The organism is Mycobacterium sp. IS-3022 (genome assembly GCF_001500065.1).
Lineage (GTDB): Bacteria > Actinomycetota > Actinomycetes > Mycobacteriales > Mycobacteriaceae > Mycobacterium.
Genome location: NZ_LQIN01000023.1, coordinates 193,807 through 214,030, shown reverse-complemented (window position 1 = coordinate 214,030; position 20,224 = coordinate 193,807). Strand labels below are relative to the sequence as shown.

At 67.1% G+C, this 20,224-nt stretch carries 24 protein-coding genes; 7 read left to right on the top strand and 17 right to left on the bottom strand.

What is annotated here, in order from left to right:
- The first annotated feature begins 74 nt into the window (after window positions 1–74).
- Entirely contained in the window at window positions 75–317 is a 243-nt protein-coding gene (locus AU188_RS15345; RefSeq protein ID WP_216636186.1) for a type II toxin-antitoxin system VapB family antitoxin, read from the top strand.
- A complete protein-coding gene (locus tag AU188_RS15340) occupies window positions 314–751 on the top strand; it encodes a type II toxin-antitoxin system VapC family toxin (RefSeq protein WP_059164543.1) in 438 nt (145 codons plus the stop codon). Before AU188_RS15345 ends, AU188_RS15340 begins: the two co-directional genes overlap by 4 nt.
- Window positions 752–765: 14 nt before the next feature.
- On the opposite strand, the gene AU188_RS15335 is transcribed toward AU188_RS15340, so the two are convergent.
- From AU188_RS15335 to AU188_RS15325, 3 genes are all read right to left on the bottom strand, one after another.
- Window positions 766–1,986 (bottom strand): winged helix-turn-helix domain-containing protein, encoded by a 1,221-nt coding sequence (locus tag AU188_RS15335; RefSeq protein ID WP_059164760.1) that lies wholly within the window; start codon window positions 1,984–1,986, stop codon window positions 766–768.
- Between the two features lie 142 nt (window positions 1,987–2,128).
- Window positions 2,129–2,611 (bottom strand): dihydrofolate reductase, encoded by a 483-nt coding sequence (locus AU188_RS15330; RefSeq protein WP_059164542.1) that lies wholly within the window; start codon window positions 2,609–2,611, stop codon window positions 2,129–2,131.
- Complete coding sequence (locus AU188_RS15325) at window positions 2,608–3,408, bottom strand: thymidylate synthase (protein ID WP_059164541.1); 801 nt, start codon at window positions 3,406–3,408, stop codon at window positions 2,608–2,610. Before AU188_RS15325 ends, AU188_RS15330 begins: the two co-directional genes overlap by 4 nt.
- Window positions 3,409–3,451: 43 nt before the next feature.
- Here AU188_RS15325 and AU188_RS15320 point away from each other — a divergent pair, with 43 nt between their 5' ends.
- On the top strand, window positions 3,452–4,192 hold the full coding sequence (locus AU188_RS15320) for a dienelactone hydrolase family protein (protein ID WP_059164540.1): 741 nt from the start codon (window positions 3,452–3,454) through the stop codon (window positions 4,190–4,192).
- 57 nt (window positions 4,193–4,249) lie between these two features.
- Window positions 4,250–5,173 carry an HpcH/HpaI aldolase/citrate lyase family protein gene (locus tag AU188_RS15315; RefSeq protein WP_059164539.1) on the top strand — a complete coding sequence of 308 codons (924 nt, stop codon included), beginning with the start codon at window positions 4,250–4,252 and terminating at the stop codon, window positions 5,171–5,173.
- On the opposite strand, the gene AU188_RS15310 is transcribed toward AU188_RS15315, so the two are convergent.
- Genes AU188_RS15310 through dapB form a run of 4 tightly spaced genes read right to left on the bottom strand, consistent with a single transcriptional unit; the run spans window position 5,167 to window position 7,293 of the window.
- Window positions 5,167–5,637, bottom strand: coding sequence for a hypothetical protein (locus tag AU188_RS15310; protein WP_059164538.1), 471 nt, complete (start codon window positions 5,635–5,637; stop codon window positions 5,167–5,169). The genes AU188_RS15315 and AU188_RS15310 overlap by 7 nt on opposite strands.
- A gap of 2 nt (window positions 5,638–5,639) precedes the next feature.
- On the bottom strand, window positions 5,640–6,098 hold the full coding sequence (locus tag AU188_RS15305; RefSeq protein WP_059164537.1) for a flavodoxin family protein: 459 nt from the start codon (window positions 6,096–6,098) through the stop codon (window positions 5,640–5,642).
- Complete coding sequence (locus AU188_RS15300; protein ID WP_059164536.1) at window positions 6,095–6,559, bottom strand: tetratricopeptide repeat protein; 465 nt, start codon at window positions 6,557–6,559, stop codon at window positions 6,095–6,097. Before AU188_RS15300 ends, AU188_RS15305 begins: the two co-directional genes overlap by 4 nt.
- A complete protein-coding gene (dapB, locus tag AU188_RS15295; protein ID WP_059164535.1) occupies window positions 6,559–7,293 on the bottom strand; it encodes a 4-hydroxy-tetrahydrodipicolinate reductase in 735 nt (244 codons plus the stop codon). Before dapB ends, AU188_RS15300 begins: the two co-directional genes overlap by 1 nt.
- Before the next feature lie 52 nt (window positions 7,294–7,345).
- On the opposite strand from dapB, the gene AU188_RS15290 reads away from it, so the two are divergent.
- Window positions 7,346–8,248 (top strand): NAD-dependent epimerase/dehydratase family protein, encoded by a 903-nt coding sequence (locus tag AU188_RS15290; RefSeq protein WP_059164534.1) that lies wholly within the window; start codon window positions 7,346–7,348, stop codon window positions 8,246–8,248.
- A gap of 15 nt (window positions 8,249–8,263) precedes the next feature.
- On the opposite strand, the gene aldR is transcribed toward AU188_RS15290, so the two are convergent.
- Window positions 8,264–8,806: an HTH-type transcriptional regulator AldR gene (aldR, locus tag AU188_RS15285; RefSeq protein ID WP_082686645.1), complete on the bottom strand. Its 543-nt coding sequence runs from the start codon at window positions 8,804–8,806 to the stop codon at window positions 8,264–8,266.
- Between the two features lie 63 nt (window positions 8,807–8,869).
- Between aldR and ald the strand changes: the two genes are divergently transcribed.
- Window positions 8,870–9,985 (top strand): alanine dehydrogenase, encoded by a 1,116-nt coding sequence (gene ald / locus AU188_RS15280; protein ID WP_059164532.1) that lies wholly within the window; start codon window positions 8,870–8,872, stop codon window positions 9,983–9,985.
- Between the two features lie 195 nt (window positions 9,986–10,180).
- Here the strand turns inward: ald and bla are convergent, their stop codons facing one another.
- The 5 genes from bla to AU188_RS15255 all read right to left on the bottom strand — a co-directional run bounded on the left by bla (window position 10,181) and on the right by AU188_RS15255 (window position 16,336).
- Window positions 10,181–11,074, bottom strand: a complete 894-nt coding sequence (bla, locus tag AU188_RS15275; RefSeq protein WP_059164531.1) for a class A beta-lactamase — start codon at window positions 11,072–11,074, stop codon at window positions 10,181–10,183.
- 18 nt (window positions 11,075–11,092) lie between these two features.
- The gene (locus AU188_RS15270) at window positions 11,093–12,433 is read right to left on the bottom strand and encodes a M16 family metallopeptidase (protein ID WP_082686644.1); all 1,341 of its coding nucleotides are present in this window, start codon (window positions 12,431–12,433) and stop codon (window positions 11,093–11,095) included.
- The gene (locus tag AU188_RS15265; protein ID WP_059164530.1) at window positions 12,411–14,672 is read right to left on the bottom strand and encodes a polyribonucleotide nucleotidyltransferase; all 2,262 of its coding nucleotides are present in this window, start codon (window positions 14,670–14,672) and stop codon (window positions 12,411–12,413) included. The genes AU188_RS15270 and AU188_RS15265 overlap by 23 nt, the downstream gene beginning before the upstream one ends.
- Window positions 14,673–14,959: 287 nt before the next feature.
- Complete coding sequence (gene rpsO / locus AU188_RS15260; RefSeq protein WP_059099773.1) at window positions 14,960–15,229, bottom strand: 30S ribosomal protein S15; 270 nt, start codon at window positions 15,227–15,229, stop codon at window positions 14,960–14,962.
- A gap of 135 nt (window positions 15,230–15,364) precedes the next feature.
- Window positions 15,365–16,336: a bifunctional riboflavin kinase/FAD synthetase gene (locus AU188_RS15255; RefSeq protein WP_059164529.1), complete on the bottom strand. Its 972-nt coding sequence runs from the start codon at window positions 16,334–16,336 to the stop codon at window positions 15,365–15,367.
- 82 nt (window positions 16,337–16,418) lie between these two features.
- Between AU188_RS15255 and mntR the strand changes: the two genes are divergently transcribed.
- Window positions 16,419–17,114 (top strand): manganese-binding transcriptional regulator MntR, encoded by a 696-nt coding sequence (gene mntR / locus AU188_RS15250; RefSeq protein WP_059164528.1) that lies wholly within the window; start codon window positions 16,419–16,421, stop codon window positions 17,112–17,114.
- On the opposite strand, the gene AU188_RS15245 is transcribed toward mntR, so the two are convergent.
- From AU188_RS15245 to pptH, 4 genes are read right to left on the bottom strand one after another with little or no spacing between them, the layout of a single operon-like run.
- A complete protein-coding gene (locus AU188_RS15245; RefSeq protein WP_059164527.1) occupies window positions 17,111–17,530 on the bottom strand; it encodes a DUF6632 domain-containing protein in 420 nt (139 codons plus the stop codon). The two genes, mntR and AU188_RS15245, sit on opposite strands and share 4 nt — an antisense overlap.
- Window positions 17,531–17,583: 53 nt before the next feature.
- Window positions 17,584–18,465 (bottom strand): tRNA pseudouridine(55) synthase TruB, encoded by an 882-nt coding sequence (gene truB / locus AU188_RS15240; protein WP_059164526.1) that lies wholly within the window; start codon window positions 18,463–18,465, stop codon window positions 17,584–17,586.
- Entirely contained in the window at window positions 18,462–19,142 is a 681-nt protein-coding gene (pptT, locus tag AU188_RS15235) for a 4'-phosphopantetheinyl transferase PptT (RefSeq protein WP_059164525.1), read from the bottom strand. The genes truB and pptT overlap by 4 nt, the downstream gene beginning before the upstream one ends.
- Window positions 19,139–20,095: an ACP phosphodiesterase PptH gene (pptH, locus tag AU188_RS15230; RefSeq protein WP_059164524.1), complete on the bottom strand. Its 957-nt coding sequence runs from the start codon at window positions 20,093–20,095 to the stop codon at window positions 19,139–19,141. Before pptH ends, pptT begins: the two co-directional genes overlap by 4 nt.
- Window positions 20,096–20,224 lie beyond the last annotated feature (129 nt).

Here is a 20,224-nt window from a genome sequence, read left to right as displayed (position 1 = left end):
GCGGGGCAGTGTCGTGGACCTATGGCAGGCGTCGCGAGATATGGCTGTATGGCTTTGCTGGTATGGTTGCCCATATGAAGACGACAGTCAATCTTCCCGATGAGTTGCTGCGAGAAGCTCAGGATCTGGCGCGCCGGGAAGGCACTACGTTGCGGGCATTGATCGAAACCGGGCTACGCGACGTCATCAAGCGGCAACCGGCAGGCGCTTCTTTCGTGCTTGCCGATGCCAGTGTCTCCGGGCGCGGACTGCAACCGGAGTTCCGTAACGCATCGTGGGACAAGGTCCGCGACAGCGTCTATGGCAACCCGGCATGATCGCCGTTGACACAAATATTCTGGTCTACGCGCATCGCCGCGACGCCCAGTTCCACACCGCGGCCGCCGAGCGGGTGAAATCACTTGCCGAAGGCCGGTCCGCCTGGGCAATACCCTGGCCATGTCTGCACGAGTTCTTTGCCATCTGCACGCACCCCAGCATCTACGATCCGCCCAGCACTACCGGCCAAGCGATCGAACAAATCGATGCGTGGCTCGCATCCCCCGCACTGTCTCTGCTCGGCGAGCCGCCGGGTTACTGGGAGCGTCTCAAGACATTGCTCGAAGCGGGCAAAGTGGCCGGTCCGCTGGTGCATGACGCACGAATCGTCGCCCTATGCGGTTCACACGGCGTACGCGAATTATGGTCCGCCGACCGCGATTTCGGCCGGTTCAATTCGTCAGTGGCGGTTCGGAATCCATTGATTGCCTAACCCGCATTGCTTCATCACACACTGGGCAGAGCCGCGTGTAGCCCGTCTGCCAGATCGCCGCGCTCCCCGACCACCACATCCGCCAGTCCCAGCCACGACGCCATCGACCGCAACTCAGCGGCCAACGCCCCCGCCACTCGCGACCGCTCTGCGCCCGGCTCCGTGAACGCACCCACCACGTTCAAAGCGCCCGCCGCCCTATCGGCCTTGAGGTCGACGCGGCCCACCAGTTCGCCGTCCAGGAGGAACGGCCACACGTAATAGCCGTGCTGGCGCTTCGCTGCGGGCACGTAAATCTCGATGCGGTAATGAAATCCGAACAGCCGCTCCACCCGCGGCCGGAAAAAGATCAACGGATCGAACGGACACAACAGCGCCGTCCCGCGGTCACGCCGCGGAATGATCTGTCCCGCCCGCAGATACGCCGGCGCCGCCCACCCGTCGACCTCGACCTGCTCCAGCTCCCCGTCGGCAACGAGCTTGGCAACGGCCGGCTTGGCCTGGCGGGGCGACAGCCGGAAGTAGTCCCGGATGTCCGGCTCGGTCGCCACGCCCAGTGCACCGGCCGCGCGCAGCACCAGCTCGCGTACGGCGTCCTCGTCGTCGACCTCACGCGCCAACACTTCCGCCGGCAGCACCCGCTCGGCGAGGTCGTAATGGCGCGCGAACCCCACCCGGGTGGCCGTCGCGAACACACCCGAGGACCACAAAGCCTCGGTCACCCACTTGGTATCGCTGCGGTCCCACCACGGCCCCTTGCGGCCGCGCTGTTCGGCGCCGAGATGCGCCGCGATCTGCCCGGCCGTCGACGGGCCCAACTCGGTCACCGCAGCGACGACCTGCTCGGCCAGCTTCTCGTTGCGCTTGACGATGTGGGTGCCCCATCGCCCGTGCGTGTACTCGCGCATGCGCCACCGCAGCAGCGGCCAGTCCTCGACGGCCATCAACGCGGCCTCGTGCGCCCAGTATTCGACCAGCAGCCGCGGCGATCGCGCCGAGTGGCTCCACGCCGCCCGGTCCAGCACGTCGCGGTCATAGGGTCCCAGCCGGCTGAACACCGGCGCGTAATGCGCGCGCACCGACACCGATACCGAGTCCAACTGCATCACCTGGATCCGTGAGATCAGCCTGCGCAGGTGCGCGCGGGTGACCGGACCGCTCGGCTTCGCCTCGGCGAAACCCTGCGCCGCGACGGCGATGCGTCGCGCCTGGGCAGCTGTCAGTCTGGCCGGCACCCTGCCATCGTGCCCCACGCCAGCGACAACTCAAGCGCGTCGGTAGCGGAGAACGTCACACCGATCGACGTTTCGCAGGCAAAGTGCGGGTGTAGTTCTGCAAAACGTCGATACGTGTGACGCACACGCACGGCACCGACCATCAGGCCCGCCGATAGCTGTAGAACCGGTACCGCAGCCCCGACGTGCTGGTGAGCCAATCCCCCGCCACGCCGATCCACGACTCGTCGAGCACCGGCGCCATCACGTCGGCATCCTGACGCGGCATGTCGATCTCGATCTCGGTCACCTCGCAGCGCGTGGCGAGCGGCAGCGCCGCCGCGTAGATCTGCGCGCCGCCGATCACCCAGATCGGATCGTCGGTCAACGTGTCCTCCAGCGACGCCACCACGTCGGCGCCGTCGGCCGCATAGCCGGACCTGCGGGTGAGCACGACGTTCCGGCGTCCCGGCAGCGGGCGCACCTTGGCGGGCAACGACTCCCACGTCAGCCGGCCCATCACGACCGTGTGGCCCATCGTGAGTTCCTTGAAGCGGGCCTGGTCCTCCGGCAACCGCCACGGGATACCGCCGTCGCGGCCGATGACACCCGAGGTGGACTGGGCCCAGATCAGCCCCACGCTCATACAGCCACGGGCGCCTTGATCGCCGGGTGCGGATCGTAGTCGAGGATGGCGACGTCTTCATAGGTGTAGTCGAAGATCGAATCCCGCGGCGCCAGAACGAGTTCCGGGTACGGCCGCGGCTCGCGGCTCAGCTGCAACTGCACCTGCTCGACATGGTTGTCGTAGATGTGGCAGTCCCCGCCGGTCCAGATGAACTCGCCGACATCCAGCCCGGCCTGCGCGGCCATCATGTGGGTCAGCAACGCATAGCTGGCGATGTTGAACGGGACCCCCAGGAAGAGGTCCGCGCTGCGCTGGTAGAGCTGACACGAGAGCCGGCCGTCGGCCACATAGAACTGGAAGAACGCGTGGCACGGCGGCAACGCCATCTGCGGGATCTGCCCGACGTTCCACGCCGAGACGATGTTGCGCCGCGATTCCGGGTCGGTCTTCAGCAGCTCCAGCGCGGCACTGATCTGGTCGATGTGCTCACCGGACGGGGTTGGCCACGACCGCCACTGCACTCCGTAGATGGGTCCGAGATCCCCTGTCGGAGAAGCCCATTCGTCCCAGATGGTGACGCCATGCTCCTGTAGCCAACGCACGTTCGAGTCGCCGCGCAGAAACCACAGCAATTCGTAGACGATCGACTTGGTGTGCACCTTCTTGGTGGTGATCAGCGGAAAGCCGGCCGCAAGGTCGTATCGCATCTGGTGGCCGAACAGGCTACGAGTACCGGTGCCGGTGCGGTCCGACTTGGGCGTTCCACGCTCCATCACCAGCCGCAGTAGATCCTCGTAGGGCGTGACGATCGGCACGCCGGTCAGCTTACTTGCAGACCGGGCGAGTAGAACGGTAGCCATGCCGAGCATCTCCGCGACCGTCACCACGCCCGACGGCACCTGTCCCGTCACCCTGCACACCCCCAACGGCACCGGGCCATGGACCGGCGTCGTGATGTACGTCGACGCCGGTGGCGTGCGCGACACCTTCCAGGAGATGGCGGCCCGCCTGGCCGGCTTCGGCCACGCGGTGCTGCTGCCCGACGTGTACTACCGCCATGGCGACTGGGAGCCCTTCGACATGCGGACCGCATTCACCGACCCGCAGCAGCGCAAGCGACTGTTCGGGATGATCTCGTCGATCACCCCCGACATGATGGCCACCGACGCCGCCGCGTTCTTCGACTTCCTGGCCGGCCGTCCCGAGGTCAAGGGCGAGACGTTCGGCGTGTGCGGCTACTGCATGGGTGGCCGGACCTCGGTCATCGTCGCCGGCCGGGTGCCCGACCGTGTCGCGGCAGCCGGGTCCTTTCACGCCGGCGGGCTGGTCACCGAAGATCCCGCCAGCCCGCATCTGCTGGCCGACCGGATCAAGGCCACCGTCTACGTCGCCGGGGCCGCCAAGGACCGCGCGTTCACGCGCGAGGACGCCGAGACCCTCGACAAGGCGCTGACCGCAGCCAACGTCGCCCACACCGTGGAGTTCTACCCCGCCGAACACGGGTTCGCGGTACCCGACAACGCGCCGTACGACGAAGAGGCCGCCGAGCGTCATTGGATCGCGCTACAGGAACTGTTCGAATCCGCCTTGCCCAATTGACGCCCAATTGCCCCTGTCCGAGCACACCGCGCGGCGTCGATACGCAACGATGATCCGATGGACGGTTTCGAATCCGGCGCTCACCAGGACCACGACGACGTCGGCTCGCGTATCGACCCGGTGCTCGCCCGCAGCTGGCTTCTGGTGAACGGCGCGCAGTACGAGCGGTTCGCGCCAGCGGTGCGGTCGCGAGCGGACATCGTCGTCTTGGACATCGAAGATGCGGTCGCGCCCAAGGACAAGGCCCTGGCCCGGGAAAACGTGGTCCGCTGGCTCGACGAGGGGAACACCGACTGGGTCCGCGTCAACGGGTTCGGCACGCCGTGGTGGGCAGACGATCTCGACACTCTGGGAAAGACGTCGGTCGGCGGAGTGATGCTGGCGATGGTCGAATCCGTCGACCACGTCACCGAGACCGCCAACCGGCTACCGAACGTGCCGATCGTCGCGCTGGTCGAAACGGCGCGCGGGCTGGAGCGCATCACCGCTATCGCCGCGGCCAAAGGCACGTTCCGGCTCGCCTTCGGTATCGGCGACTTCCGGCGCGACACGGGCTTCGGCGAGAGCCCGACCACCCTGGCGTATGCGCGGTCGCGGTTCACGATCGCCGCGAAAGCCGCCCACCTGCCGAGCGCGATCGACGGGCCGACGGTCGGTTCGAGTGCACTGAAGCTCAGCGAGGCGACCGCTGTAAGCGCCGAGTTCGGCATGACCGGCAAGATCTGCCTGACACCCGAGCAGTGCGCCACCGTCAACGAAGGACTCTCCCCGTCCCCCGAAGAAATCGCTTGGGCCAAGGAGTTTTTCACCGAGTTCGAACGCGACGGCGGCGAGATCCGAAACGGCTCGGACCTACCCCGCATCGCGAGGGCCAACAAGATCCTCGAACTGGCCCGCGCCTACGGCATCGAGGTGTCCGAGTTCGACGACGTCGACGATCCGGCACACATTCCGGCGCCGTCGGACACCTACCACTACTGAGGCTTGTCGGGCTCGCTGTCGTCGCGGTGCAGGAAGCGGCGGACCGCGCGCAGGATGCCGCGGCCCGCGTAGATGCCCGCCGCGATGGAGACCACGATCATCGCGATGAACATCACCAGCCAGTTGGACCGGCTGTGACTGACGTTCCACCAGATGAAGGTGAACAGCAGAGCGCAGATGAAGACCACGATGTCGCGCCAGTTGCCTTTGTACGACATCGCCGCCTCGCGCAGTTCGCGACTGCGTTCGCCGGCCGAGATCAGATCGTCGATGCGCTCGTCGATGCTGGCTTGCAGCCGGGCCCGGCGCTCGACCTGCTCTGCGGGGATCCGATCCAGCAGGTCGAGGTCCTTGGTGATCAAACCCCGGACGTCGGGCGGCTTGAGATTTCCTGCGATCACACCCAACATGGCACCGCCCGCGATCGGCGCAGCGCCAAGGGCCAGATCGGCAATACCCGGCATGCCTAGTCCTCCATCAGGGTCGCGGCCAATGTGCCGCCCAATTCGTAGGCTCGCTCACGGACACCGGCGTCGACGGGTCCGACAACCTCGAGCACATCCGCCACCTTGGACAGTGCCAGCCCGGCAGCGAGCTTGTCCACCGCGTTGACCGCGCCGACCGTGTCGTTGTTGCCGTGCACCCACAACCCGTACGGGCGTCCGCCGACGTGGTCGAGGCTCGGGTAGTACACGGTGTCGAAGAAGTGCTTGAGCGCGCCGCTCATGTACCCGAAGTTCGCGGTCGTCCCGAACAGATAGCCGTCGGCGTCGAGCATGTCGGGCAGGGTTGCGGCCAACGCGGGTCTGATGACGACGTCGACACCGGTGATCTCGGGGTCCTTGGCGCCGTCGACGACGGCCTCGAGCAACTCGCGGGTGCCGGGCGACGGCGTGTGATGGACGACCAACAGCGTCTTGCTCATCGGCGCTCCTCCAGTTCGACGGCCCTCTTCATCGCTTCCCGCGCGCGACTGCGGTCACCGGCGTAGTCGTACGCCCGTGCCAGTCGATACCAGCGCCGCCAGTTGTCCGGGTCGTTCTCCAATTCTTCGCGCACGGTCACGAACAATGCATCGGCGGCGTCTCGCTGGATCCGTCCCGACGGCATCCGCGGCAGCGCGCTGACGTCGAGTTCCAGGCCCTCGTCTCGGACGATGCGCGCAAGGCGCTGATGGGTCAGGCCGGCGCGCAGCGTGCTGAGCATGGCCCACAGCCCGATCAGCGGCAGGATCATCAGCGCCAAACCCAGGCCGACGGCGGCCGGCTCCCCGGTGGTGACGAACGCCATCGCGATGCGCCCGAGCAGCACGAAGTAGACGACCAGCGCAACGCACATGAAGCCGATCAGCAGTTGAATGCGCACTGCGCGACCGCCGTCGGCCATTACAGATCGAGAAGCGGCTCGATACCCACCGTGAGCCCGGGCCGCTCGGCCACCCGCCGAACCGCGAGCAGAACTCCCGGCACGAACGAAGTCCGGTCCAGGCTGTCGTGCCGGATCGTCAGCGTCTCCCCCTGCGTGCCGAAAAGCACCTCCTGGTGGGCGACGAGCCCCGCCAGGCGCACGGAGTGCACCGGCACACCGTCCACATCGGCGCCGCGGGCGCCTTCCAAACCGGTGCTGGTGGCATCCGGATTGGGCGGCATGTCTTTTCGCGCCTCGGCGATGAGCCGCGCGGTGCGTGCCGCAGTGCCGGACGGCGCATCGGCCTTGTGCGGGTGGTGGAGTTCGATGACTTCGACGGACTCGAAGTAGCGGGCGGCCTGCTGCGCGAAATGCATCGACAACACCGCTCCGATCGCGAAGTTGGGTGCGATGAGAACCGCGGCGTCCGGTTTGGCGTCCAACCACTGACGGACCTGTGCCAACCGCTCGTCGGTGAACCCGGTGGTGCCGACGACGGCGTGTATTCCGTTCTCGATGAGGAACTGGAGATTGTCCATCACCACATCGGGATGGGTGAAGTCGATGACGACCTCGGTCTGGGCGTCGACAAGCCGACTCAGCGGGTCACCGGCGTCGACGCCGGCCGTGAACGTCAGATCGTCGGCGGCCTCGACTGCCTCGACCATCGTGGTGCCGACCTTGCCCTTCGCGCCCAGTACTCCGACTCGCATGCGGTCACCCTATCCGCCCACGGTGCAGGCGTCCCTCCCCTACCATCGGCGCATGCAGGGCGCGAAGATACTGGTCACCGGTGCGACGGGTCAGGTCGCAGCCCCCGTCGCCGAAGCGCTCGCCGTCGACAACGAGGTGTGGGGCATCGCGCGGTTCACCGATGTCACAGCCCGCGACAGGCTCACAGCGGCCGGGGTGCGATGCGAAACCGTCAATATGGCAACGGGCGTATTCGACTCTCTGCCAAGAGATTTCGACTATCTGCTCAACTTCGCGGTTGCCAAGAGCGGCCGCTGGGACAAGGACCTCGGCGCCAATGCGGAATCGGTCGGCCTGCTGATGGCCCACTGCCCTGACGCCAAAGCGTTCCTGCACTGCTCGTCGGCCGCCGTCTACGACCCGCCCCACGACGAACCGCGAACGGAGAACGCCGCTCTGGGCGACAACCACAGGCACCTGTTCCCGACGTATTCCATCTCCAAGATCGCCGGTGAGGTGGTCGCCCGGTCGATGGCCCGCGCACTCGGCGTACCGACGACGATCGCCCGGCTCAACGTCCCGTACGGGGACAACGGCGGATGGCCGTTGTTTCATTTGGAGATGATCCTGGCCGGGATGCCGATCCCGGTGCCTCCGGGCGCGGCGGCCCTCTACAACCCGATCCACGAGCACGACATCATTGCGACCATTCCGAAACTGCTTGCGGCCGCGTCTGTTCCCGCGACAACCGTTAACTGGGCCGGCGAACAGACGATCAGCATCCAGGAGTGGTGCACCTACCTCGGCTCGCTGGTGGGCCGCGAGCCGGTGTTCGAGGTGGACGCGGATGCGTTGCGCGGCAACCCGGTCGACGTGGGCCGAATGAGGGAACTCGTCGGCGCCACCACGGTCGACTGGCGCGACGGCCTGCGCCGCATGGCTGCCAAGTTTCATCCGGATCGCGTCGACGTCTGACACCGCTCGGCGAGGCTACAACGGCGACGCGCCGCGCAGGTGCTCGAAGATCAGCGACGTCTGCGTGCCCGCGACGTCCGCGTCGGCATTGAGGTTCTCCACCACGAACGCCCGCAGATCGTCGGTGTCTCGCGCGGCCACATGCAGGATGAAGTCGTCGGCGCCCGCGAGAAAGTACACGTTCATCACCTGCGGCATAAGCCGGATCTGCTGGATGAAGCTGTGAATCTTGCCGCGCGCGCTGGACTGCAGGCTCACCGAGATCATCGCCTGGAGCGGCAGGCCGATCGCGGCCGGGTCGATGTCGGTGTAGAAACCGCGGATCACCCCCAGCTCCTGGAGTCGGCGTACGCGGCCGTGGCAGGTCGACGGTGCGATTCCCACGGCGTCGGCAAGTGCGTGGTTCGACATCCGCGCGTCCCGATGCAACGCGGTCAGGATGCGGCGGTCGACGGCGTCGACCGCATACGGCCGAACATCCTTCGGCCGATCCGCCCTACCGGTGCCCGTTGTCGGAGAAGATGCCGTCACATGGCGACGATACAGAATTCTGAGCATGTTTGTTGCCGCCAATTCGAAGCTTCTTCAAACTGGAGGTATAGCATTTTGCGAGGAGCGGACATGCGCGTCGGCATCCCGACCGAGATCAAGAACAACGAGTTCCGGGTCGCCATCACCCCGGCCGGTGTCGCCGAGTTGGTGCATCACGGCCACGAAGTGATCGTGCAGTCCGGCGCGGGCGAGGGTTCGGCGATCTCCGACGCCGACTTCAAGCGCGCGGGCGCTCAGGTGATCACCAGCGCCGACCAGGTGTGGGCCGAGGCCGAGCTGTTGCTCAAGGTCAAGGAACCGATCGAAGCCGAGTACCACCTGATGCGCCACGGCCAGACCCTGTTCACGTACCTGCATCTGGCGGCGTCTCGCCCGTGCACCGAAGCGCTGATGGCGTCGGGTGCGACGGCGATCGCGTACGAAACCGTTCAAACCGCAGCCGGTGCGCTACCACTGCTGGCCCCGATGAGCGAGGTCGCCGGGCGGTTGTCGGCGCAAGTCGGCGCGTATCACCTGATGTCCAGCCACGGCGGCCGGGGCGTGTTGATGGGAGGCGTGCCGGGTGTCGCGCCCGCCGACGTCGTCGTGATCGGCTGCGGCACCGCCGGCCACCACGCCGCGCGGGTGGCTGCCGGCATGGGCGCGCACGTCACCGTGTTCGACGTCAACATCAACAAATTGCGCGAAATGGACGCCGAGTTCGGCGGCCGCATCCAAACCCGCTACTCGTCGATCCTCGAACTCGAGGACGCCGTCAAACGCGCCGACCTGGTGATCGGTGCGGTGCTGGTGCCGGGCGCCAAGGCGCCCAAGCTGGTGACAAACTCGACCGTCGCCCACATGAAGCCGGGCGCGGTGCTGGTCGACATCGCGATCGACCAGGGCGGTTGCTTCGAGGACTCCCGACCGACCACCCACGACGATCCGACGTTCGCCGTGCACGACAACGTTTTCTACTGCGTCGCCAACATGCCCGGCGCCGTGCCCCGCACCTCCACCTACGCCCTCACGAACGCCACCATGCCTTACGTGCTGACGCTGGCCGACCAGGGCTGGCGGGCGGCTTGCCGGGCGGATGCCGCTCTCGCCAAGGGCCTGTCCACACATGCCGGGGCGCTGCTGTCCGAACGCGTTGCGGCCGATCTCGACCTGCCGTACACCGATCGGGCGTCAGTGCTGGTCTAGACCGTGCGCGCGCGGTTGTGCGCCCGGCGCCCGTCTGGAGCCGGGCCGAAATCATAGGGATTCGCCCGATTCGTCCGCCGCCGTTGGTGCCATACCGTTGACGTCAGCGGCTGGCGCCGGGGGGCGCATGGGGGGACAGCCGCTCCACCGGTCGCCCCCGGCCGCGGGGAGCCGGGGCGGCTCGGGGGCCACGGATCAGGCGAGCAGCGCCGCAACGAGCAGTGCGGCCAGCTCGCCGATCAGTGGCCGCATGTTCGGTGCATTCGAGTCATTCCCGGCGGATCGCGTCATCACCGCCAGCAGTAGCCGTCGACCGTCGGGACCATGGGCGACGCCCACGTCGTTGGTGCTGCCGTAGTCGCCGCTGCCGGTCTTGTCGGCCGTCGTCCATCCCGGCGGGAGCGCCGGCCGCACGCTCGACGTCTGATTGGCCCGCATCCAGTCCTCGAGCAGCCGGCGTTGCGGCTCCGCGAGCGCGGCGCCGGTGAGCATCGACCGGTAGCCGCCCCCGATGGCCTCCGGTGTGGTGGTGTCACGAGGGTCGCCGGGAACTGCCGAGTTGAGCTCGACCTCCCACCGGTCCAGCCGTGACCGTTGGTCGCCGATGCTGCGGGCGAAGTCGGTGATTGCGGGCGGTCCACCGATCACACCGAGCAGCAGATTGCCTGCGGCGTTGTCGCTTCTCTGCAGGGCCGCTTCACACAGTTCGGCAAGTGTCATCGTCTGACCCACCCGCGTCTGGGTGACCGGCGAGTTGGGCACGATGTCGCTCTGCTCGACGGCTACGCGATCCGACAGAGCGAGCTCGCCGCGCTCGGCTTTCTGCAGGATCCGCGCGGCGGCGTAGCCCTTGAACGTCGAGCACATCGCGAACGGTTCCTGCGCGCGGTGCGCGATGGTCCGGCCGGTGTCCAGGTTGACCGCGAAGACCCCGATGAGCGCGTTGTGCTGACGCTCGAGCTCACCGATCCGGGCGTCGATAAGCGGGACGGGACGCGGATCGGCCACCGCTTGCTTTTCGGTGCAGGCGGCGACAGCTGCCAGCGTCAGGCCGCCGATCAGGACATGCCGCCTCGACAGTCGAATCATCGACCCAACGGTAGACGATCAGCTCGCAATCGACCGAAGCGGCTGTGGCAGCGACTTTTTCGATCTTTGCGGCCCCAGAACTGCGCCGCCATAGGGTCGGCTCAACAATTTACGGGCGACCGAGTTGACCTCGTCGAGCGTCACCGCATCGATGTTCGCCAGCGTCTGTTCGATGGTGCGGTGCTCACCGAAATGCAGTTCGCTGCGGCCGATGCGGTTCATCCGCGAGCCGGAATCCTCGAGGCCGAGCACCAGACCGCCGCGCAACGAACCCTTCGCGATTCGGCACTCCGCTTCGGTGATGCCGTCGCGGGCCACCACCTGCAGCACATCGGTGGTCACCCGGACGACCTCGTTGAACCGTTCGGGCAGACAACCCGCGTAGACCGACAGCGCCCCGCTGTCGGAGAACGTGTCCACCGTCGAGTACACCGAATACGCCAGCCCGCGGGTCTCGCGGATCTCCTGGAACAGCCGCGAACTCAGCCCCCCGCCCAACGCGGTGTTGAGCACCGACAGCGCCCACCGGTGTTCCCAGTGGCGCCCCGGCGTGCGCACACCCAGCGTCAGGTGAGTCTGCTCTGCGTCGCGGCTGACCAGTTGCAGGCTGGGCCGCCCGCCGACCCGGCCGGTGCCCTTGCGGGGCGGCACGGGCGTGCGCCCACGGACCAGTCGAGCGCCGAAGTACTCGCGCGTCAGCGCCACCACCTCGTCATGGTCGACGTTGCCCGCGACCGCCAGCACCATCCGCTCGGGGGTGTAGCGCCGGACGTGGAACGAGTGCAGTTGCGCGCGGGTCATCTCCGAAATCGACTTCACGCTGCCGATCACCGGACGGCCCACCGGATGAGAGCCGAACATCGCCGACAGGAACACGTCGCCGAGGGTGTCCTCGGGATCGTCGTCGCGCATCGCGATCTCCTCGAGCACGACGTCGCGTTCGACCTCGACATCCTCGACGGCGCACTGGCCGCGCAATACCACGTCGGCGACCAGGTCGACGGCCAGCTCCAGGTCGGAGTCGAGCACGTGCGCGTAGTAGCAGGTGTGCTCCTTGGCGGTGAATGCGTTCAATTCACCGCCGACCGCGTCGACGGCCTGGGCGATGTCCACCGCCGACCGCGTGGGCGTCGATTTGAACAGCAGGTGCTCCAGGAAGTGGGCCGCGCCCGCGACGGTGTGGCCCTCGTCGCGCGAACCGACGTTGACCCACAGCCCGACCGATGCCGAGTGCACCGACGGGATGTACTCGGTGACCACGCGCAGACCACCGGGCAACGCGGTGCGGCGCACCGCCAGCGATGACCCGTCGCCGCGTGCGCCGCGGCGCAACTCCCTAGCTGCTCGCCGTGGCGGCATCTGCGGGTGCAGTGTCGGCCGACCCCGCTGCGTCTGCTGCGTCTTCCTCGGCGACCAGGATCAGCGAGATCTTGCCCCGGTTGTCGATGTCGGCGATCTCCACGCGCAGCTTGTCACCCACCTTGACGACGTCCTCGACCTTGGCGATCCGCTTTCCGCGGCCCAGCTTCGAGATGTGCACCAGCCCGTCCCGGCCCGGCAGCAGCGACACGAACGCACCGAAATCGGTTGTCTTGACGACGGTTCCGAGGAACCGCTCGCCGACCTTGGGCAGCTGCGGGTTGGCGATCGCGTTGATGCGGTCGATCGCCGCCTGGGCCGAGGGTCCGTCGGTCGCGCCGACGAACACGGTGCCGTCGTCCTCGATGGAGATCTGCGCGCCGGTGTCCTCGGTGATCTGGTTGATGATCTTGCCCTTGGGCCCGATCACCTCGCCGATCTTGTCCACCGGCACCTTGATCGTCGTGATCCGCGGTGCGTACGGGCTCATCTCGTCGGGCCCGTCGATCGCCTCGGCCATCACCTCGAGGATGGTCAGCCGGGCATCCTTGGCCTGGCTCAATGCGCCGGCCAGCACCTGCGACGGGATGCCGTCGAGCTTGGTGTCCAACTGCAGCGCGGTGACGAACTCCTTGGTGCCCGCGACCTTGAAGTCCATGTCGCCGAACGCATCCTCGGCGCCGAGGATGTCGGTCAGCGCCACGAAGCGGCGCTCGGTCTTGCCGTCAACCTCAATGTCGTCAGAGACGAGACCCATCGCGATGCCCGCGACCGGCGCCTTCAGCGGCACACCGGCGTTGAGCAATGCCAGCGTCGACGCGCACACCGAGCCCATCGAGGTAGAACCGTTGGAGCTCAACGCTTCCGACACTTGACGGATCGCGTAGGGGAACTCCTCGACGCTCGGCAGCACGGGCACGATCGCCCGCTCCGCCAGCGCGCCGTGACCGATCTCGCGGCGCTTGGGCGAACCGACGCGGCCGGTTTCACCGGTCGAATACGGCGGGAAGTTGTAGTGATGCATGTAGCGCTTGCTGGTTTCGGGCCCCAACGAGTCGATCTGCTGGGCCAGCTTCATCATGTCGAGCGTGGTGACGCCGAGGATCTGCGTCTCGCCCCGCTCGAACAGCGCGCTGCCGTGCGCCCGGGGCACGACCGCCACTTCGGCGCTCAGCGCACGGATGTCGGTGATGCCACGGCCGTCGATGCGGAAGTGGTCGGTCAGAATGCGTTGGCGCACAAGCTTCTTGGTCAGCGACCGGAACGCGGCGCCGATCTCTTTCTCGCGGCCGGCGTACTGCTCGGCCAGCCGCTCGAGCACCTCGCCCTTGATCTCGTCGGTGCGGTCGTTGCGCTCCTGCTTGCCCGCGATGGTCAGCGCCTCCGACAGCGCTTCGGTGGCCACCGAGGCGACCGCGTAGTAGACGTCGTCGCCGTAGTCGGGGAAGACCGGATAATCGCCGACCGGCTTCGCGGCGCGATCGGCCAGCTCCTGCTGCGCCTCGCACAGCACCTTGATGAACGGCTTGGCGGCCTCCAGGCCCTCGGCCACCACGGACTCCGTAGGAGCCGCCGACCCGCCTTTGACGAGCTCGACGACGTTGTCGGTGGCCTCGGCCTCGACCATCATGATCGCGACGTCCCCGTCTTCGAGGACACGGCCGGCGACGACCATGTCGAACACCGCCCGCTCAAGCTGCTCGACGGTCGGGAACGCGACCCAGGTCCCGTCGATCAGCGCGACGCGCACGCCGCCGATCGGGCCGGAGAACGGCAGGCCGGCGAGCTGGGTGGACGCCGAAGCGGCGTTGATCGCGAGCACGTCGTACAGATCCTTGGGATCCAACGACAGCACGGTCACCACGACCTGGATCTCGTTGCGCAGGCCGTCGACGAACGACGGGCGAAGCGGCCGGTCGATCAGCCGGCAGGTCAGGATCGCGTCGGTCGACGGGCGACCTTCGCGACGGAAGAAGGAGCCGGGGATGCGCCCGGCGGCGTACATCCGCTCCTCGACGTCGACCGTCAACGGGAAGAAGTCGAAGTGGTCCTTGGGGTTCTTGCTGGCGGACGTGGCCGACAGCAGCATGGTCTCGTCGTCGAGATAGGCGACGGCCGAGCCGGCGGCCTGCTGGGCGAGCCGGCCGGTTTCGAAGCGGATGGTGCGGGAGCCGAAGCTTCCGTTGTCGATCACGGCGGTCGCCTCGTACACGCCGTCTTCGATTTCAACTACAGACATGGCTGTCCGGATGGCCTCTCTGGGTTCAGTGCTTGCACTGTTCAGCTGTTTCGCGTCGTCACAGCTTTCGAACCACCGGCCTCGATGCGGCTACGGCCATCGATCGAAGCTGCCGGCAATTCTTCCGGCAGCCACTACCGAAGACCGCGCGATCAAGCAGGTCCTGGTTATGACGCGCGGGAACGGTGCTCGCGGAACTGCGAAGACCGCACCCTGGTCGTTCGAGCCAAACGGCAGTCGAACGATGCCATCGTACTCTGCCGCAGGTACGGGGCCGAAATCCTGCGTCAGCGGCGCAGGCCGAGCCGCTCGATCAGCGAGCGGTAGCGCTGCACGTCGACCTGGGCCACGTACTTGAGCAGTCGGCGGCGACGGCCGACGAGCAGCAGCAGACCACGCCGCGAGTGATGGTCGTGCTTGTGCACCTTGAGGTGTTCGGTCAGGTCGGTGATCCGCTTGGTCAGCAGGGCCACCTGAGCTTCCGGCGAGCCGGTGTCGGTGTCGTGCAGGCCGTACTCGTTCAGGATCGACTTTTTCTGCTCGGCAGTAAGCGCCACGAAACAAACTCCATCTTCTCAGTTCGCGGGGAAGGGGCGCGCGGCCCCGAGGACGGCGCAGCCGCCGCGAACTGCAGCACACGCCAGGTCGGCCAGAAGTCTAACAGCGCCCGGGGCTGGCGGTGAAACCGCAGCTCAGCGCAACAGGATCGTGCGGGCGTGCTCGGTGTCGGCGCCCATCTGCTCGACGAGGTCCTCGACGTTGGCGAACTTCTCCTGCCCCCGCAACCGGGCCACGAAGTCGACCGCCACGTGCTGGCCGTACAGGTCGGCGGTGGTGTCGAGCACGAACGCTTCGACGGTGCGGGTGCGCCCGGAGAACGTGGGATTGGTGCCGACGGAGACCGCGGCCTGATACCGCTCGCCCGGGACGACGCTGCCGGTGATCGGCCCGTGGCCCAGCACGGTGAACCACGCCGCATAGACCCCGTCGGCAGGGATTGCCGAGTACATGGGCGGCGCCACGTTCGCGGTGGGAAAGCCGAGCACCTTGCCACGGCCGTCGCCGCGCACCACCACGCCCTCGACACGATGTGGGCGGCCCAGCGCCTCGGCGGCGGCGACGACGTCGCCGGCGTCCACGCAGGACCGGATGTAGGTCGACGAGAACGTGACGGTCTCGTCGCGATGATGCTCAGAGACCAGCGACATTCCCTCGACCGCGAAGCCGAACCGCTCGCCGGCCTTGCGCAGCAGCGAGACGTTGCCCGCCGCCTTCTTGCCGAAGGTGAAGTTCTCCCCGACCACGACCTCGACCACGTGCAGGCGTTCGACCAGGAGTTCGTGGATGTAGCGCTCGGGAGTGAGCTTCATGAAGTCGGAGGTGAACGGCATGACCAGGAAGACGTCGATGCCGAGTTCCTCGACCAGTTCAGCGCGCCGGGTCAGCGTCGTCAGCTGGGCCGGATGACTGCCGGGGAACACGACCTCCATCGGATGGGGGTCGAACGTCATCAGCACCGTCGGCACTCCGCGTGAGCGGCCGGCCTTGACCGCGTGGTTGATCAGCTCCTGATGACCGCGGTGCACACCGTCGAACACCCCGATGGTGACGACGCATCGGCCCCAGTCGGTCGGGATCTCGTCTTGTCCCCGCCAGCGCTGCACGAGGGCAAGCCTACGGCGGATCGGGGGTCGAGCGCTTCGCTGGATGCCCAGATGAGGTGACCATTGCCTAAACTTTGCAACTGTGAATCCTGCCGGCGATGCGCGTGACCTGACGACCGTTGCCCAGGACTACCTGAAGGTCATCTGGACGGTGCAGGAGTGGTCGCAGGAGAAGGTCAGCACGAAGCTGCTGGCCGAGCGGCTGGGCGTGTCCGCGAGCACGGCCTCGGAGTCGATTCGCAAGCTGGCCGATCAGGGGCTGGTCAACCACGAGAAGTACGGCGCCGTGACGTTGACCGAGGCCGGCCGGGCCGCCGCGCTGGCGATGGTGCGCCGCCACCGGCTGATGGAGACGTTCCTGGTCCGCGAGTTGGGCTACAGCTGGGACGAGGTGCACGACGAGGCCGAGGTGCTCGAGCATGCGGTGTCGGACCGGATGCTGGACCGCATCGACGCGAAGCTCGGCCACCCGATCCGCGACCCGCACGGCGACCCGATCCCCGCGGCCGACGGTCGGGTGCCCACCCCGGACGCCCGCCAGTTGTCGGCTTGCCACGACGGCGACACCGGCACGATCGCGCGCATCTCCGATGCCGATCCGGAGATGCTGCGGTACTTCGACAGCGTCGGCATCAGCCTGGACTCGCGGCTGCGGGTGCTGGCCCGGCGGGACTTCGCCGGGATGATCTCGGTGGCCATCGAGTCGTCGGACGGCGACGATACGACGGTCGACCTGGGAAGCCCTGCGGCAGAAGCGATCTGGGTCGTCGCGAGCTAGCTTCGCTCGAGTGCCGCCGGCTGTTCCTCGGACCGGGTGAGCCCGGACGCCCGCACGAGCACCGCCAGCACGATCGCGACCAACAACAGTGCGGGCACATCACCCAACAGGTGTCCCATGTGATGCTCACCGCCACGCAACGATTGCACCGCCATGATCGCCGCGTGAACGACGCTGGACCACACCGCGAACCAGATCAGGCTGAGATGCGCGCGAGGGTTTCGCGCCGCCAACAACAGGAACACGCCGAGCGTGGCGTACAGCCCGACGATCATCATGAAGTAGTCGGAATGGTGGGGCGGGCCGGCATGCCATGCCCATCCCGAGGGCCACAGCACGGCCAACGGATATACGCAGAGGGCGACCACTCCGAAGACAGCGAGCGCGATTTGAAGGGCCTTGTATGCAGACGGCATTTTCGGCTCCCATCTGGAGAACGGGATGTCAGTATGCGCGTGAATGCGGTGGCCTACAAGGTCGCCGGGCGCAGCACCACCACGGATTTCGTACGCTCCGAGTGATCTTTCAGCAACGCGATGACCTGTCCGTCCGGCGCCGTCGCCGCATAAGTGCCCTCGATACCAGCCGCTTTCAGCGGCCGACCGTGGCGGGTGTCCTCCGCCTCGCCCGCGGACAGGTCGCGCCGCGGAAAGGCCAGAAGGCATGCGGCGTCGAGGGTGTGGCTAAGTCGCGGTTCGTCGGCGAGGTCCTCGAGCGTGCGGGCCTCACCCAATCCGAAGCCGCCGACCCGGGTGCGCCGCAACGCGATGAGGTGACCGCCGACTCCCAACGCGGCGCCCACATCGCGGGCCAACGCGCGGATGTAGGTGCCGCTGGAGCAGTCGACTTCGACATCCACATCGACGAGTCCGGGGTGCCGGCGGATCTCGAGCACGTCGAACCGGTCGATGCGGACGCGGCGCGGCGCCAGCTCGACTGCGCTTCCCTCCCGGGCGAGCTTGTAGGCCCGCTGCCCGTCGACCTTGATGGCGCTGACCGCGGACGGAACCTGGTCGATCTCCCCTCGCAGTTCGGCCACCGCCAGGTGGATCTGCGCATCGGTGACGCCGTCGGCGGAAACCTCCTGCAGGACTTCACCTTCGGCATCATCAGTGGAGGTGGCCTGCCCCAGTCGGATCGTCGCGGCGTACGTCTTGTCGGTCGCGGTCAGCAGGCCGAGAATCTTGGTGGCGCGTCCGATGCCGACGACCAGCACCCCGGTCGCCATCGGATCCAGCGTGCCGGCGTGACCGACCTTACGGGTGCCGAAGAACCGCCGGCAGCGGCCGACCACGTCGTGGCTGGTCATGCCCGCGGGTTTGTCGACGATGACGAGCCCGGCCTCGGTCATAACACGATTGCGGTGAGCGCGATGCCGTCGCGCACCGACCACCGCCCCGACAGCGTCTCCAGCGGCGGCCCGTGCTCCGCCGCGGGATCGATCAGGACGCGTGAGACGAATGAACCCGAGCTACCGCTGTCGTCGACGTCGAAGACGATGTGCGCATCCTCGAAGCCCAACCAACGCCGGGTCACCGGAAACCATGCCTTGTAGGTTGCCTCCTTGGCGCAGAACAAGATTCGGTCCCAGTGCAGTTCGGCGGGCAGCTGCTTGAGTTCAACTCGCTCGGCGGGCAGGCTGATCGCGTCGAGCACCCCGTCGGGCAGCACGCCGTGCGGTTCGGCATCGATTCCCACCGAACGCACCTCGCTCCGGCGGCCGACCACCGCACCGCGGTAGCCGTCGCAGTGCGTCAGGGAACCGACCACGCCGTCGGGCCAACGCGGTTCGCCCTTCTCCCCCTTCAGGATCGGCACCGGTCCGATACCGAGGTCGCCGAGCGCCTGCCGGGCGCAGTACCGCACGGTGACGAATTCGTTGCGACGCTTGGCCACCGACCTGGCGACGAGCGGCTCCTCTTCGGGCAACGGCGCCAGGTCCGGCGGATCACGGTAGAGCTCCGCCGCGGCCAGCCCATGCGTCGCCGAGGGCAACACACCGGACAGCAGTGACGCGGCGACCGTCATGGCGCTACCTGCCTGTCGCGGATCCGTTGCTGCATCTTCTGGGCGTTGTCCCGCATCTCCTGGGTGATCTCGAAGTGGCCGCCGAACTCGTTGAGGTATCCGGGCGGGTACTGCGGATCCGGCAAGATCTGGCGCATCCAGCGATACGGCTTGCGGCGCCGCCATTCTCGCGGATAACCGACCGACACCTCCTCGAACCGCACGCCGTCGTACCACGTGGTGCGCGGAATGTGCAGGTGCCCGTACACCGAACAGACCGCGTTGTAACGGGTGTGCCAGTCAGCGGTCGCGGTGGTGCCACACCACAGCGAGAACTCCGGATAGAACATCGCATCGCAGGGTTCGCGCACCATCGGGAAGTGATTGACCAATACCGTCGGCGTCATCCAGTCGAGATCTTCGAGCCTCTTGCGGGTGTAGGCCACGCGGCTGCGGCACCACGCATCGCGGGTCGCATACGGTTCGGCCGACAACAGGAACTCGTCGGTGCCCACGACGTTCTTCTCCCGCGCGATCGCGAGCCCCTCGGCCTTGGTGGCCGCACCTTCGGGCAGAAAGGTGTAGTCGTACAGCAGGAACATCGGCACGATCGTGGCCGGGCCGCCCTCCTCGGTCCATACCGGGAACGGGTGCTCAGGGGTGACGATGCCCATCTCGTCGCACATGTTGACCAGATAGTCGTAGCGGGCCTTGCCGAAGATCTGCATCGGATCCCGGTTGGTGGTCCACAGTTCATGGTTGCCCGGGATCCAGATCACCTTGGCGAACCGTTTGCGCAGCAGATCCAGCGCCCAGCGGATCTCATCGGTGCGTTCGGCCACGTCGCCGGCGACGATGAGCCAGTCGTCAGGAGAGGCCGGATGCAGCGACTCTGTCACGGGTTTGTTGCCGGTGTGACCGGTGTGCAGGTCGCTGATCGCCCAGAGGGTGGGCCGTCGGCCGTCGCGTGTCACAACTGACCAGGGTACTTAAGCGGATGTGGGCGGCTCGCCCGGCAACTAGAACAGGTTCTCACTTCCCGTCCGGCCGCTGGTGGCCGCCCGCTAGACTCCCCGCAGGGTCGGACCGACGGACAAAGGGGT

Coding starts and splice junctions, on each gene's coding strand:
- AU188_RS15340 (WP_059164543.1), top strand. CDS start 314: ATGATCGCCGTTGACACAAATATTCTGGTCTACGCGCATCGCCGCGAC.
- AU188_RS15265 (WP_059164530.1), bottom strand. CDS start 14,672: ATGTCTGTAGTTGAAATCGAAGACGGCGTGTACGAGGCGACCGCCGTG.
- AU188_RS15300 (WP_059164536.1), bottom strand. CDS start 6,559: ATGGCCGACGGCGGTCGCGCAGTGCGCATTCAACTGCTGATCGGCTTC.
- AU188_RS15330 (WP_059164542.1), bottom strand. CDS start 2,611: ATGAGCGTGGGGCTGATCTGGGCCCAGTCCACCTCGGGTGTCATCGGC.
- AU188_RS15305 (WP_059164537.1), bottom strand. CDS start 6,098: ATGAGCAAGACGCTGTTGGTCGTCCATCACACGCCGTCGCCCGGCACC.
- bla (WP_059164531.1), bottom strand. CDS start 11,074: ATGATTCGACTGTCGAGGCGGCATGTCCTGATCGGCGGCCTGACGCTG.
- aldR (WP_082686645.1), bottom strand. CDS start 8,806: ATGCTCAGAATTCTGTATCGTCGCCATGTGACGGCATCTTCTCCGACA.
- AU188_RS15310 (WP_059164538.1), bottom strand. CDS start 5,637: ATGCCGGGTATTGCCGATCTGGCCCTTGGCGCTGCGCCGATCGCGGGC.
- ald (WP_059164532.1), top strand. CDS start 8,870: ATGCGCGTCGGCATCCCGACCGAGATCAAGAACAACGAGTTCCGGGTC.
- AU188_RS15315 (WP_059164539.1), top strand. CDS start 4,250: ATGGACGGTTTCGAATCCGGCGCTCACCAGGACCACGACGACGTCGGC.
- pptT (WP_059164525.1), bottom strand. CDS start 19,142: ATGACGGTCGCCGCGTCACTGCTGTCCGGTGTGTTGCCCTCGGCGACG.
- AU188_RS15345 (WP_216636186.1), top strand. CDS start 75: ATGAAGACGACAGTCAATCTTCCCGATGAGTTGCTGCGAGAAGCTCAG.
- truB (WP_059164526.1), bottom strand. CDS start 18,465: ATGACCGAGGCCGGGCTCGTCATCGTCGACAAACCCGCGGGCATGACC.
- AU188_RS15290 (WP_059164534.1), top strand. CDS start 7,346: ATGCAGGGCGCGAAGATACTGGTCACCGGTGCGACGGGTCAGGTCGCA.
- dapB (WP_059164535.1), bottom strand. CDS start 7,293: ATGCGAGTCGGAGTACTGGGCGCGAAGGGCAAGGTCGGCACCACGATG.
- AU188_RS15245 (WP_059164527.1), bottom strand. CDS start 17,530: ATGCCGTCTGCATACAAGGCCCTTCAAATCGCGCTCGCTGTCTTCGGA.
- AU188_RS15320 (WP_059164540.1), top strand. CDS start 3,452: ATGCCGAGCATCTCCGCGACCGTCACCACGCCCGACGGCACCTGTCCC.
- AU188_RS15270 (WP_082686644.1), bottom strand. CDS start 12,433: ATGCCGCCACGGCGAGCAGCTAGGGAGTTGCGCCGCGGCGCACGCGGC.